Raw genomic sequence first — 15496 nt, 5'->3', positions numbered from 1 at the left:
TCTAAATAAATGATTGATTATTTTTATTTTCTAATTTATCATCCTCTTGAACTAGATTCCTTTGGTTTCTTCTAGATAATACACACAAAATAGATGTAGCTGATAATATGGATAGGAAAAACAATATATTAGATATAGTATTTAAATAATTTAGATATTGTAATACTGGGATTCCAATATTAGACTGTATATAAAAATCCAATATATCTCTAAAAACATAAAAATTATAATCTCTCCACATAAAAAACTCACTAGGTATACGTGGTTTAAATCGAATTATCTTCCAAATCAGTAAAGCAGATAGCATATAAGCTAAGGAATATAGCAATTGAAAGAGAATCTTCCTATTGCTAAAAATTGACCATATATCTCTTATATAATTTTCTTTCAAAAATTCTATTATTTCTTGCTTTAAAATCCTTATATTATTCAATATCATTTTCCATAAAAAAATGATAATAACTATACCAACAATGAAAATAATAAATTTAAAACGTTGCATAACAATATCCTTATACTGATCTATTTCAACAATATTTATGTCATTAGGTAGATATCCCATTTCTATTATGACTGGCTCCACTTCCGATATATTGTCAAGTTGAAGCCATATATCTAAAACTTTCAATTCATTAGAAGCAAGTTGATTTAACTTTGAAAAAGGCATATATAAAAGTATTTCATCTTCTTGTGCTAAATCCTTTTCAAACACCCCAATTACTTGAAACTTTTCATTACTTATGATTATATCATTACCTACGCTTTGTTTATTTCCAAAAAAATGCCAAGCAGCTTTACTACTTAATACAACTACATTGCTATTTTTTTCAATATGTATCTCATTAAAGAATGATCCTGATAATATTTTTAATTTCTTCATATAGGCAAAATTCTCGTTTGTTCCGATAATCTCTGTCTGACCTTCAATTATACCAGAAGAAACATTCATATACTCTCTTGCTATAAAAGTAAAAGGATGTCTCTTCTCATTTAGGAAATCAATATCTCTGGCATTAAAGAAAGTAGAATCTTTATCTATAGACGTCATATAAAGGTTATTAGTTGTGCTTTCTACTATATATAGGCCTATAAGATAGCATAATCCTGTGGTTAGGCACAGCATCAAAGTCAAAATCATTAAGACCCTTTTCTTTATTTTCATTCTTTATCACCAATACCTTCATATTTTACTCGACTTCCAGAGTCAATAGGAGAAGTGCTAGTTACAATAATCGGTTCAAACAAGCTTAATTCTCTAATGGCTGATAGAGAATTATCGGTATCTATCAATTCCACATAGGTCTTATGAGCGATGTAATTTCTACCCAGTACATTATTTTCTTCTCGCAACACCAAAACATAATATCCTTTTGTATCTTTCCTTACTGCATCATTTGGTATAATTGAATTGTATAATTGACTTTCGGCCTTAATCTTTATATCAGCATTTCTCCCTGCCAACTGAAAGGAAGTATCTTTTATGGCTATAGTTATTTTATGTCTTGTATCATCTTCACTCCCATTGGGATTTATACTTAGAATTTCTCCTGTTAAAGTTTCTGAAATTCCTCTTACTTTTATTTCTACAGGGCTTTCCATGTGAAATAAATTTAGCTTTTCCTCATCAATAACTAACTCTGTTTTAAATTCACTTGACATATCCTTCACCTGAACCAAAACATCATTTTTATTTATAAGCTTTCCTGTTTCACATTCTATACCGATGATAATGCCATCAGCTTCTGCTATAATCTTACCATTCTTTTCTTTTTCTAGCTTCTTATTAAGTATTGAAAGCTCAGCTTGACTATTGTTTAATTGAAAACGAAAATCCATCATTACATACTCGTTTTCCTTCTCAAAGGAAAATGTTTTTTCATATAAGCTATTTACTTGCTCTTGTTTATCGTTCAATAGGGAACTTTTAGCTTCCTTTTCAGACTGCATATATTGTTTATATTGCATATTAGCTATTTCAAGGCTATTCTCTGCTTCATTAAGCTCGGATTTATCTGTCATTCCTGAATTAAACTGTTCTTTTTTATCACGCAGTTTTTTTTCCGCAATATCAATATTAAACTCATATTCTGATTTTTTTAATGAGTCATATCTACCATCTTCAATCCTTCTTATTTCAGACTTTATATCTGAAATTTCATCATTTAATCTTCTGATTTCCCTTTTTTCAGCCATTAAATCTTCAGATTCAAAATTATTTAATTTCATATTCAAAAGTTCAATATCCTGTTCTTTTTTTCGTATATTCAATGTCAATTCTTCAATAGTCATATCATCTGTCTCTTGCTCTAGCTTTTTATCCAATATCGAAAGTTCAGACTCAATATCACTTATTTGAAAGCGTAAATCTTTAATTGCATACTCATTTTCCTTCTCAAAGGAAAATGTTTTTTCATATAAGTTATTTACTTGCTCTTGTTTATCGTTCAATAGGGCGTTTTTAGCTTCTTTCTCAGATTGTATATATTGTTCATACTGCATATTAGCTATTTCAAGGTTATTCTCTGCTTCATTAAGCTCAGATTTATTTGTCATTCCTGAATTAAATTGTTCTTTTTTATCACTCAGTTTTTTTTCCGCAATATCAATATTAAACTCATATTCTGATTTTTTTAATGATTCATATGTCCCATCTTCAATCCTTTCTATTTCAGACTTTATATCTAAAATCTCAGTATTCAACTTTTCGATTTTCCCTTTTTCTGCAGTCAAATCCTCCGATTTCAAATTATTTAATTTCATATTCAAAAGCTTAATATCCTGTTCTTTTTTTCGTATATCTAATGTCAATTCCTCAATATAATCCTCATTTAGATCAAATTCTATAAGTGCTTGTCCTTTTATCACTTTATCACCAGGCTTAATAAGAATATCTTTTACTATACCTTCTTTTTTTGCATAGATATCATAGCTATCTCTATAAGTAATCTGTGAAGTCCCTTCAACTGTATTAAGTAATTTCCCACCTACAAGAGACACAACTGTTACAGTAGGAAGGTTAAAATTATATATGGTTTTAGAAAAAAAAGTTAGAAAAAGTGTAATTCCCAAAAATAGATTTATTCCTTTTATGAATTTTTTGCTGTTCATATGTTTTTATCACCTCTTAATGTTATCCTTTTAATCCTGATAAATTTATTCCTTCTTTCAAATATTCCTGACCGTAAAACAATATAATCAATACTGGAAAAATATAAAAACATGATGATGCAAAGGATACTCCCATCTGTCCTTGATTGATTTGGGCTAGAAATAAGGACATGGGCTTTGCATAAGTATCTTGAATGAAAATAACAGCCTGATCAACTACATTCCAATAATCAATAAATGTAAGCATGGCTACAGAAGCAAGTCCTGATTTTACCATAGGCAACACAATACTAAAGAATATCCTAATATGCCCAGCCCCATCCATTTGTGCTGATTCTATATAGGCACTGGGAATCATTTTCATAAACTGTCTTAGCAGAAATACCCCAAAGGGGTTAAATATACCCGGCAGAATAATGGCTAGATAGCTATCTGTCATATTTAACCAATCAAAGACGATATAATTTGGCATTAAAGTAACCTGCAAAGGAAGCAGCATAACAATAATATAAATAAAAAACAAGAATTCCTTACCTTTAAATTTAAGAACCGTAAATGCATAGGCTGCCATAGAGGACACAAATAATTGTCCCACAACAACAGGAACAACGATTTTAACAGAATTCCAAAACATATTGAGATATACAGGACTCTCTACAAGTATATGGATATACTGGGATAGTGTAATCCTTTCCGGAATTATAACCATATTAACAAACTTTCCCTCTGGATGAAAAATGTCTCCAGCAGTACTATAATGACGACTCACTTCATTCATACTCATCAAGGAGTTGGTAAAAGTAATAATCAAGGGAAGAATATAAATTATTGCTATAATAGAAAATGCAATTAATAAGGATATATGAAAAATTCTTTTAGAATAATATGTTGGTTTACTCATAACTTCCGCCTCCTTAGCTTCTTAAGTCCTTAGCAAATCTATCCTCTGTCTTAAATACCACAGCCACAAAGAACACAATGACAATAGTCAAAATATACACAGCACTAACAAGCTTTGAATAATTTAATGATAGAAACATATTATTCATATAGTGCTGTAAAACATACAAGCTTTCATGGGGATATTCCCCTGTAATAATGTATATTTCCTTAAATACCTTAAAGGAATTAACAAAGGTCATAATCAATACCAAAAATATGGTAGGCATCAAATATAACAAAGTTATTTTTGTAAATTTATGAAACCAATTGGCGCCTTCAATATCAGCACATTCATAATACTCTTCTGGAATATTATTTAATCCGCTGATAAAAAGGGCCATATTATAACCTATGTTTTTCCATAGAAATATAAATATCATAACAAGCATACCGTATTTACTCTGAAACCAGTCTATTTTTTCTATACCAAAGACACTTAAATATTTGTTGACAATACCATTCAGACTAAAAAGATTTTCCCAAAAAAAAGCGATTGTCGCTGATGGTATGACCAAAGGTATTAAAAATACAAGACTGAAATGATTTCTATATTTTGTAGATTTGTTTATGACTAATGCTATGACTAAAGATAGTAAAATGTTAAGCGGTATGCTAATCGCCATAAAAATAGCAGTGTTCTTAAGTCCTAGCATAAAATATTTATTTTGAAGTAAATCGCTGAAATTTTTTAAGCCAACAAACTTCATATTTATAGGATTATCAGTCAATCCATAGATTAATGAAATGATAAAGGGGAAGAGATAAAAAAACAAAAATCCCAATAAACTAATTGACAACATCATGCTTGGTATTATATTGTTCCTCTTCATTTCATCATCTCTCCCTAATCGTTATTCGTTAAAATATTTATCTATCTTTGCTTGCAATATCCTTGCTGCTTCTTCTGCCGATTGTTTTCCATCGAAAAACTTCTTGCTCTCTTCCCAGACAAAATCAGTGATAATAGGATCACTTGTATCGTAAGCATTGATTTCCATTATCCATTTTTCTAAAAGACTTTTATATGCTTCTTTACTAACTTTTTCATTATTTCCATCGTTATACATCTTTAATATCCTTTCAACTGAAGCATCAAGACCTTTTTTATTTACGCCCAAACCATAGAATGATGGTAAGCTTTGGACTTCATCTGATAATAAAAATTTAACAAATTCCCATGCTAATTCTTTATTTTTGGAGGTACTGCTAATACCTATGTCACTATTTGGATTCAGATAAACATTTCCATTGGCATCGGACAATGGCATTGCATAAACATAGGTATCTGGCAGTAAGCTGTAAAAAGCAGCTTGCATATCAAAATCAATGCCAAAAGCAAAATAGTATTCCATATTATAAAAATCTATACTGTTTTCTGTATCAAAATAACCTTTCTCCTCTAAATCTTTTACATGATTCAATAAAGTAACATATTGATCTGTAATATTTGCCTTCTTATTACCCATATCAATAAATTCGTTACGATAGTCGTTAAATGCACGGTTAAAAAAATGTGCTCCTTCTTCTAGGCTTAAAAAAGTATTCTTTCTGTTTGTATTATCTACAAGTTGTTGTGCAAATTCTGCTGCTTTTTCAAAGCTGATTTTTGTCATACCATCATCCATTTTCTTGTTACTATCAGTTACTAATTGCTTATTAAAGCTAACAATAGATAAAGCGCACCTGATTGGCAGCGTATGTATCTTTCCATTTTCATCTTTTGGAGCTTCAAGAACGTTCATAAAATAATTATCAGAATTAATCTCAGGTGTAAGATTTATAAACTTACTCAAGTCCTCAAATGCACCTATATTGATATACTTCTGAACTGGAAGCAGCCCTGTAAAAATAATATCCTCTACTTTTCCTGTCATTATTTTTGTATTTAGATGATTTCTATAATTCTCTACAGCCATAGAATCTACTTTTGAAACTCCTGTATCATCCTCATCTTCTGTGCCCATATATGAATTGATTATGACTTTTACATTAGGGTATTTGCTCATAAACTTTTGGGCTGCAATCGTTAAATATTCATCTTCATTCATAGTTGAAATAGAAATTTCTCCCTCCATTTTAGGTGGTATGTATTCTTTTACGTCGTTTTGGTCTGATATACTCATAATATCTCCATTACCATTCTGCATTTTTCCAGTACATCCTACTAAGATAATTAAAAGAACTATAATAGCAAGTAAACGTTTCTTCATTATCATCTCTCCTTTTCTAATTAGAATTTATTTACATAATAGATTATATAGGAAGAAGCTAATAAAATTTCTTAGGATTTGCTTAGGATTTGCTGAACTATGCAAAAAAGCGTAATATAGATTAACTATAATACGCTTTTTCTACTATAAAGATATATCATTTAGTTGAATAATAACTTTAAACATATCACCTTCTGTCTCAATATTGATACTGCCATGATGGAACTCTATAATGCTCTTTGCTATAGCAAGCCCCAACCCTGAACCCTCAGAGCTTCTTGAACTATCAGCTCTTTTAAACCGTAAAAATAATTCATCAGTTTCAAACTCCATTCTGTAAGAAGATATATTTTTTATACTGACAGTAAGCTGTCTCTCTTTTATATTTTCTGTAATTGCTACATATATCCTTGTATTTGGTAAAGAATATTTGACTGCATTGATTATAATATTATCAAATACTCTCCACATTTTAAGACTATCACAAGACCATAATATTTGCTTGCTTGTGGTTTCTACAACCAACTCAAGCTTCGCTTCCTTCATTCTCTCTGTATATTCATAACCTATTTGCTTAATCATCAACACAATATCAACCTTTGAAATATCCAACTGAATGTTACCGCTTTCTATTCTTGATAGTTCGAACAAATCTTCAATTAAAATATTAAGCCGTTTTGCATTCATATCAGCATTAAGAATATATTTTTCTATTTCATTTGATACTCCTTTTTTCTTAACTAATTCGATATAGTTTATAATAGACGTTATAGGTGTTTTTAAATCGTGTGAAATATTAGTTACCAACTCATACTTTAATCTTTCACTTTTTTTCTGCTCTTCAAGTGCATGAATATAATTTTCTTTTATTTCATTAATATTATGAGCAATTTTAGCATAGCCATCGTTTCCAACAATTGGGATACTTTGCTCCAAATCACCATTCGCTATTTCTTGTGTAATGCTTATAACTTCTCTTGCGTATATTCTTTTGTTTATTATAATTTGACGAATTAAGATGAAAAATATTAAAATAATCAAATTATGTACAACAACTATAACCCACTTAGTTCTGATCATTGAGATGTAATCGTATATCGTAGACCTCCCTGGAGCAAAGAAGGATAATGTAAAAAAGTACCAAATAAGCTGCAAAATCAATCCGATAATCCATGAAGGTATATTTTGGGTGAGCCTATTTTCCCACTCCTGATTAAATTTCATATTATCCCTTTTATACTCATCTACTTTTATTATCAACAATATGGAACCAGTTAACATGATGAATATCAATATAACAAAAATGACATATAGAATAATACGACTCAATAATTGTGAAAAAAGTCCTATTGTATATAAATAGGTCCTAAATAGAAAAACCAAAAGAATAAGAGCCAATATAGGAGCTCCTAATCTTACATCTATTGGTATTACATTCATTACTTCATTTAAAGTTCTAATCATTTTTTTATATGATATAAGATATAATGTAACTCCAACTAAAAGAGAAATTACTGCAATTTTAATCTCTAAATATAGTATTTTTTGCTGTTTAAATCCTATTTCAATTGTATATCGAAGAATACCTGAAGCAAATTCATTATTTTTATCAATAAATACGAATCCTGAAAAATTCCTATGCTCTGGATCAATGTCTACTATATAGTCTGATTCAACAATCGATAATTTAAACTCTTCTACATTTTTTAAGAACAACTTTTGATTGTCATTATATTCAAAAGATATAATATTAGGCTGGGAAGAAAATTCAATATAATTAGTATATTCTGGAAGATTAGTAAAGATTTCTTTTGTATTATCATCTATAATATAATAATATGCTCCTTGATTTTCTACTTGAAATGATTCTTTCTCTTTATCAGACATATCTCCCGTTATAAATCTATATACTTCAGAACAATACTCTCTAACACTAGAATTTAGATAATTACTATAAATATAACCATCAAAAAAGAAACTCCTATTTTTCCAAATCCCAATAGAGGATACCATACTTATACTTATGAGTAAAATGGAGATAAAAGATATAATTCTATATATTCTATTATTTTTATTTTTCATAAGATTCCCTCTCATTCAATCATATATCCATGACCCCACACAACTTTCAAATACATAGGTTTTTTAGGATCTATCTCTATCTTTTCTCTTAGTTTACTAATATGAAACATGACGGTACTCTCTGAATCTAAAAATGGTTGTCTCCATACTGATTCATATATGGTTTGCAATGATAATACTGTTCCCTTGTTTTTTGCTAATAGTAATAAAATTTTATATTCTGTAGGCGTGAGTTTAATTGATTCATCATTAACCTCCACCGTCTTATTCTTTTGATTTATTGTCAATCCTCTTATATCAATCTGACTTTGGTTTAACGTTCCAGTATTTAATTTTGTATATCTTCGCAACTGTGCCTTTACTCTTGCTAACAATTCAGGAGGACTGAAAGGCTTAGTTATATAATCATCAGCCCCAACTTCTAGTCCCTCTATCTTATCATATTCTTGACTCTTAGCAGATAAAAGAATAATTGGAATATTGTTATTCTCCCTAATATGTAATGTAGTTTTGATGCCATCTAACTTTGGCATCATAATATCCATAAGAATGAGATGTATCTTGTAAAGTCTTAGGACTTCAATGGCTTGGAGACCATCCTTTGCTTTGTAAACATTATATCCAGCTTCTTTTAAGTATATCTCAAGGACTTCCAATATCTCCACATTATCATCTACAACTAATATATTATGCGTTACCATCTAATCACCTTATTTATATTATTTTCCATGTTATTATATAATACCTTAATCCTTTTTTCAAATAATATGGATCGTCTATTATACCATATGCATCTTATCAAATAAATTTATGTTTTGCTAATTTCATACCTCTCCAAGTACAATCCACCTGTTCCATCATAATTCTTATATAAAATTTTATAAATGAGTAAACTTATAAAAAAATCTATCAAAAATTCCCTCAAATTAAACTTGAGGGAATTTAAACGTATTACATGTTCAATTAAAATATCTTAACTTAAGTATTTCAACCTATTTTTTTCTTCATCAATTCTATACTTCCAACATACTTAAGGCAAATAATGATAAGTTAGGAAGATATAATAAATATATGTAGCCCAACTAACAGTTACTTATGACTAATACTGCCTGTTGGACTTAGTGTTGTTCCTCCAATCGAAACATTAATTTCTTTTGTTAAAGGAACATTGTATTCATCAATAACTGTTCTCCACCATTCCCATGCTAGTCCTGTACATTCCCTTACATAAATTCTTATATTCGTTGAATTAGCTGGTAGATAAATTACTGAAACAAAACGTGCTGTTCTATCTGCCCAATTTCCATCCCATGTTTTATGATTTAGAATTTCATTACCATCTTCATCATATGAAAGTTCATCCCATGAAATATTAAATTGTGCTACATAAGCACCACGATGGTCTATGTTTATTTTTCCACTAGAATATTCGGTAGATCTAGTTTCAACATAGTCTGTTTTATTATGAACAGCTGCTACTGAATTATCTTTTAGGAAAATACTTGTATATGAAATTGGATATGCTGGATTTCTAGGACTCCACTCTGAATTATCTTTAATTACATTTCTTATTTGATCAAAATCTTTTGTAATTATTTTATTATGCTCTTTTGAGTCACCACCCAATACAACTGCAGTAAATGAGCTTTCTTCAAATATATCTTTATATTTTGATTTGGCATTTATACTAGCATCACTAAGCAATGCTTTAAATGCAGCTTGTACGTCGTTACTCTTAGATGTTGTCTCTAACTTTACATAAATAGTTCTACCATATGCCACATTTGAAACCATTATTGGTGGAGTTTGGTCACTTACCCCTTTACGAGTTAATTCTCTAAAAGTAACGCTATTATCAAAGAGGTCTGATGGATTGTTAGGGGTTTCTGCGCTTACCGTATAGAATATCTGTTTATATGCAGCAACCATAACTTTTTTTTCTCCGTTTGAAATAGCATCAAAATCAATTCCAAGTGAATCAGTAATAACTTTAGTGTTAGCATTAAGAACTGAAGATATTTGAGATTTGCTATAGACCATTGATTCTGAATATTGGATTCTAGCAGGTAGTGTATGTGTAGGTGAATATTTTTCACTCCAGTTAGCTATCAAATCATCTATTGCACCATTTATATTACCATATGTTGGATTCTGTACGTTTACTGTATTTTCAGACTTCATACCTGGAAGATCAATGCTAATGTTTATTGGCTTTCTTTTGCATGCTAATAAATTAGGCTGATTATCGATGAAATCCCTATTTGCCAGCTGTAATGCTCCTGGGTATGTCCTATCTGTCATTGAATCTATTATGGATATATCCACTGGCGTTGTGTTAAGAGTTTTTTTAGTACGTTCCACTACAATAAACTTATCTTTTATCAAATTACCTTCTCTTGGTATAAAACTTTCAATTGTGTCTCCTTCTGATGCAAGAACCTCATTTTTATTATAGTTTAAATTGAAAACTCCTTCATCAATATCATTAATATCATCTGTTTGTATACCTATAGACGATTGTACTTCTTCTGCTAATATAGACAAAGGTTGTTGAATTATACATAGACTAGCCAACAAACAAATTAAAAGTCTTTTTGTTTTTATTGATTTTTTTTCCATATTGATCCCCCTAAATTTTATGTTTTTCTGCTTAGATCAAAAGACATTATTTCATTTAAAACCTATATTCGAAATATATTCTTTTCAATACATTTAAACAACTTCTTTCCTTACTTTATATCGATATTATACGATGTCTCATTAATACAAGTCAACATAACTAGATAGAAATACTAAAAATAGATATTTAGTCCCCCTTTTACCGATAATCGTAAAATTTACAAGCTACAAACTTTACTTTAAATCCCTTTAAAATCTTTAAAATTGATAAATAGTAGTTAAATAAAGATAAGATACGAAATAATGTACTATAATGATAATTATAATAACTTTAGACAGACACACATTCACGAGATTATAGGCAATACTAAAATGACAGAGGAATGTGAGGATAGACACAACCATCGTTTTGCAGCTGTTTCTGGAATGGCTATTTCATTGCCTGGTGGCAATCACCTTCATGAGTTGTTTACTAATACTGATTTTTTCTCTAAGCACTATCATCACATTGAAGGGATATCGGGTCCTGGTATTCCAGTAGGCGAAGGTAAACATATTCACTTTGTAAGTGTAAGAGCTTCAGTAGATGACGAGCATAGTCATATGTTTGTATTTTCTTCTTTAATAGAAGATCCATTAGTATAATATAATGATAATTTACTCATCAATTAATTATATGACACCAACTAAGTACGAATATATAATAAGGAATAAGAGTTAATAAAACTTGGGAAAGAAAATCAACAGCTTAAAATAAAAAATGATATTTTATACCCTAATGCCACATGAAGCAGGCGACACTGATACTAGGATGGTAGCTATTATAAAAGCTAATAAAGATAAATACAGTATTAGTGTCATGTGCAAAATATTAAAAATAGTAGAAATAACTATGGAACTAGATAAAAAAAGATATCAAGTTTCTAGGAGAATAATTGGCAGCATTATGAAAAAACATAGTTTGGCATCCAATAAAATGTTTCTAAACTTTGAGGAGCTTGAATATTTATTATCTGATTATGTAAGCTTGTACAATAACCACAGGATTCATGGCTCATTAAATTACCTTACCCCTGTAGAATATAGAATATGAAAAACTGAACCTGACTAAATAGACTATTTGTCGTGTCTACCTAATCGGGTCCAGTCCAATATTTTATTTATTTATATTGTCTACTTGACAGGGTGCACTTCACAGTCATAATATGACCGAATATTTCGCCTCTTTTAGCCTTCATCGTCTTCCTTTATTTTTCTATTAAGTAACAAAATTTCATAAATTAATTATAACAAATCCTCAGCCTCAAGCCTTAATTTATAAAAGAATTGCAGCCATTCAGGCTGATTATCAATTTCTGATATCATATTTATAAGAGTACGTTTTCCTAATCTCCTGTGCATAATGGCAAACATTCGTATCACAGGATTGGAAGAAGTAATGCTTTGTTTTATATCCGAATTTTTATATTCCCTAATGGCATCGGTAATATGATAAATCTCAAAAAAGCCATCATTATTCGCCATTTCATTTATCATGTCTTCAACTTTTCTATTTTCCTCATCATACAAAGTTTCTTTTCCTGTCCATTCTCTTGGTGAAACTTCCATTTCTCTTTTTAAAGCTCTTTCCTTATGGATATAACCTTTTACATAATAATCAAAGGGATTCCCCATTAAAACTTCCTCACCATCAACTCTTACAGCCACTCTTCCATAATCATCATGAGCCTTACGGTAATGAGTTAAAAAATACTGTACTCTCCCTTTTAAGGATTCACATATATAATCATTTTCTAATTCCCGTCTCAATCCGCTCCATGAATTACCCATTCTGCAAACCCTCCTGTATTAACTTTCTAACTCTAGACAATCTTATCTAGCTTTAAACATTTGCGCTTTTTTTACTTCATCAAATCTCAATTCCCAAAATGTACCTTAAACATATTCCCCTGAAGAATTAAATCCATTATTAAGCATAAATCAACGCTCAAACTTTTATAAGATACTAAAGTGTTCACTATCAATATCTAACAATACCGATGGCTTATCTTTATAATATATAAAAAGCTTATGCAAAGGCCTTGTTATTGAAACATATAGTAATTTTATGTGAAGCTCATCATCAATATAATTATCAGCTGAGCAGTTATATATTATAACAGCGTCAAATTCTAATCCCTTTGATAGATATGTGGGAATTACTACTATTCCACCTCCGTAAGAAGTATCTTTATCAGTGATTAAATGTATATCATCACCCATAGCATCCTTCAATGCTTTATACACAACTGTACTCTCTTCCGTAGTCTTGCATATTACAGCAATTGACTTATGATTCTCTTCTTTAAGCTCCTTTATTCTCAAAATTATATCACTAATGATCTCAATGTCACTATTCTTTTTTATAATAAAAGGCTTATCTCCTGATCTTAATACTGGCTCTGCAAGGGTTATTTCCTCTTTTCTCCATTTTTTTATGACTTGATTAGCAAAATTCATTATCTCCATTGTAGAACGATAACATTTTTTCAACTTCAATAACTCCTTATCGCAGCCTATAAATACGTTCTCCATTAATTCCTTCCAATTCCCTATACCCTTATATGAATGTATTCCTTGTGAAATATCACCCACTATTGTAAAAGAATCATTATTGCTAAGCTGTCTTAATATATACATTTGAAGCTCACTGTAGTCTTGTGCTTCATCTACTATTATATGATTATATTTTCCCTTTGAAGATAGTCCTTCAAGCTTCAAATAAAGATATAACAATGCAGCTAAATCCTCTCTTTCCAACATCCCATCATCAAATATCTTTTTAGAATAATTGCTTATAAAATCCAATATATCTTTATCAAATTCACCCCTACTATATTTCCCCAAGTTCTGAGAATCCGACAGCAATTCTTTATACAGTATTAGGATGTCAAGGTTTTTCCATTCATCGAAATACTTCTTTACAGCCTTATACATAGAGTCTTCCAACTCTTTATTGATCCTATCTCTCTTATTATATACACGTCTAATCTTATCTCTAACAGTCTCTATATCCTCTACTGAATCTTTCAGCTCTTTTATTTTTTTATCACATTTTTTAGTTACTTTATCTTGAATAATTTTAACTCTATCTGATATATTTACTTCGATGTATTTCTGTATTCTTTTTGAACGTGGTACGATAGGAAGGTATTTATAGTCTTGTTCATACATTTTCAACACTTCATCATATGAGTATATAGTAAGGTCATTTATTTTAAGATCAATTTTAGGAACTAAACTAGATGCTAAATCCGTAATATATCTATCTATTATACTTTTAAATATCATGGAGCCTTTAAAAAACGAACTTAACTGTAGTTTCTCTCTGTGTTCTACTGATAGATTCTGATAGTCTAACAATTGATAAAACTTAGTTTCAATATCTGCCAATTTATACTCTGTATCTAATAAAGACATCACAAGATCTTCAAATGTAGATTGTTTTATTTCTTCAACCCCCAAATCTGGTAGTACATCAGAGATATAGTTTAGGAAAAGATTGTTAGGTACTACGATGAGCAGTTTTTCAGCATCAAATATATCCTGATAAGTATACATAAGGTATGCTATCCTGTGTAAAACAATTGTAGTCTTTCCGCTTCCTGCTACTCCTTGGACTATCAAAGCTTTTCCTTTATCCGCCCTTATAATGTCATCTTGCTCACCTTGTATGGTATTTACAATATCCTTAAGTCTATTATCCTTCTTTTCCCATAATGCTGTCTGAAGATACTCGTCCATAGGAGTAAGTCCTTTATCGAAGATATTAATTAGTTCCTTTTTCTGTATTTCGTATTGTCTTTTAAGCTCCAAATCTCCTATTATCAACCCATCAGGTGCTTTATACATTACTTCTCCTATTTCACCACTATAGTATAAGCTTGCCATAGGAGCTCTCCAGTCAATAATAAGCATTTTGTTATCATCTTTCTTAGTTAAACTTGTTTTTCCTACATAAAATGTCTCGTATTCACTTTTCCCAGGTTCTTTGAAGTCAATCCTTCCAAAATACGGTTTATCCTCAGCTCTTCTAAGCTGATTAAGCTTTCTCTTATTTGCTTCATGAATTGTATTTTTTACAATGACATCATCGCTATAGTTACCCCCTACAGCTCTCTTAAGTCTTAATAATTCTTCATCCATTTTTTCTACTTCATCTGCAAGATAATCTATCTCACTGTCTATACATTTACAAGTATCCTCTAAATATCTATTCTCCGCATCAAATGCTGGATGTTTTTGAGCCTGCATAAAACTTACACCTCCAATATAAAATTATAAATGTAAATAAAAAGAACGTTTAAGCGGTGAAATGACGGTACACTAATTCTATATAATATATAGAAAAAAATAAAGTCCATGATATTAATAAATACATGGCCCTATTATATGAGAAGAGTATTATATCACATAATCTCTATAATTCGTAATATTTTAAACTTTTTCTTGTATATCTGGTATTTTTAAGCTATAATATACTTAGAAAAGGAAAA

At 29.9% G+C, this 15496-nt stretch carries 12 protein-coding genes; 2 read left to right on the top strand and 10 right to left on the bottom strand.

The genetic code is table 11. The features are described from left to right. Position 1: 1 nt before the first annotated feature. The 8 genes from RBU61_RS06695 to RBU61_RS06660 all read right to left on the bottom strand — a co-directional run bounded on the left by RBU61_RS06695 (position 2) and on the right by RBU61_RS06660 (position 10961). Positions 2-1162: an ABC transporter permease gene (locus tag RBU61_RS06695; protein ID WP_308878850.1), complete on the bottom strand. Its 1161-nt coding sequence runs from the start codon at positions 1160-1162 to the stop codon at positions 2-4. Next, positions 1159-3108 carry an HlyD family efflux transporter periplasmic adaptor subunit gene (locus RBU61_RS06690; RefSeq protein ID WP_308878849.1) on the bottom strand — a complete coding sequence of 650 codons (1950 nt, stop codon included), beginning with the start codon at positions 3106-3108 and terminating at the stop codon, positions 1159-1161. Before RBU61_RS06690 ends, RBU61_RS06695 begins: the two co-directional genes overlap by 4 nt. A 22-nt stretch (positions 3109-3130) precedes the next feature. Next, the gene (locus RBU61_RS06685) at positions 3131-4009 is read right to left on the bottom strand and encodes a carbohydrate ABC transporter permease (RefSeq protein WP_308878848.1); all 879 of its coding nucleotides are present in this window, start codon (positions 4007-4009) and stop codon (positions 3131-3133) included. A 13-nt stretch (positions 4010-4022) separates the two neighbouring features. Next, complete coding sequence (locus tag RBU61_RS06680; RefSeq protein WP_308878847.1) at positions 4023-4880, bottom strand: sugar ABC transporter permease; 858 nt, start codon at positions 4878-4880, stop codon at positions 4023-4025. Positions 4881-4901: 21 nt separating this feature from the next. Next, entirely contained in the window at positions 4902-6260 is a 1359-nt protein-coding gene (locus RBU61_RS06675) for an ABC transporter substrate-binding protein (RefSeq protein WP_308878846.1), read from the bottom strand. Positions 6261-6404: 144 nt separating this feature from the next. Beyond that, a complete protein-coding gene (locus RBU61_RS06670) occupies positions 6405-8342 on the bottom strand; it encodes a HAMP domain-containing sensor histidine kinase (protein ID WP_308878845.1) in 1938 nt (645 codons plus the stop codon). Positions 8343-8353: 11 nt separating this feature from the next. Continuing rightward, positions 8354-9043, bottom strand: a complete 690-nt coding sequence (locus tag RBU61_RS06665) for a response regulator transcription factor (protein WP_308878844.1) — start codon at positions 9041-9043, stop codon at positions 8354-8356. 388 nt (positions 9044-9431) lie between these two features. Continuing rightward, entirely contained in the window at positions 9432-10961 is a 1530-nt protein-coding gene (locus RBU61_RS06660) for a thiol-activated cytolysin family protein (protein WP_308878843.1), read from the bottom strand. 303 nt (positions 10962-11264) lie between these two features. Here RBU61_RS06660 and RBU61_RS06655 point away from each other — a divergent pair, with 303 nt between their 5' ends. Together RBU61_RS06655 and RBU61_RS06650 are read left to right on the top strand one after the other, a co-directional pair. Next, positions 11265-11606: a YmaF family protein gene (locus RBU61_RS06655; RefSeq protein ID WP_308878842.1), complete on the top strand. Its 342-nt coding sequence runs from the start codon at positions 11265-11267 to the stop codon at positions 11604-11606. A gap of 115 nt (positions 11607-11721) precedes the next feature. Beyond that, positions 11722-12054: an IS3 family transposase gene (locus tag RBU61_RS06650; RefSeq protein WP_374212491.1), complete on the top strand. Its 333-nt coding sequence runs from the start codon at positions 11722-11724 to the stop codon at positions 12052-12054. 191 nt (positions 12055-12245) lie between these two features. Here the strand turns inward: RBU61_RS06650 and RBU61_RS06645 are convergent, their stop codons facing one another. After that, positions 12246-12791, bottom strand: a complete 546-nt coding sequence (locus RBU61_RS06645) for a hypothetical protein (protein ID WP_308878841.1) — start codon at positions 12789-12791, stop codon at positions 12246-12248. A 165-nt stretch (positions 12792-12956) separates the two neighbouring features. Next, positions 12957-15254 carry an RNA polymerase recycling motor HelD gene (gene helD / locus RBU61_RS06640; RefSeq protein ID WP_308878840.1) on the bottom strand — a complete coding sequence of 766 codons (2298 nt, stop codon included), beginning with the start codon at positions 15252-15254 and terminating at the stop codon, positions 12957-12959. Positions 15255-15496 lie beyond the last annotated feature (242 nt).

Origin of the sequence: Tissierella sp. MB52-C2 (assembly GCF_030931715.1) — a bacterium.
Lineage (GTDB): Bacteria > Bacillota > Clostridia > Tissierellales > Tissierellaceae > Tissierella.
Note: the sequence above shows the minus strand (reverse complement) of the source record. Positions and strands in the feature narration are given on the sequence as shown.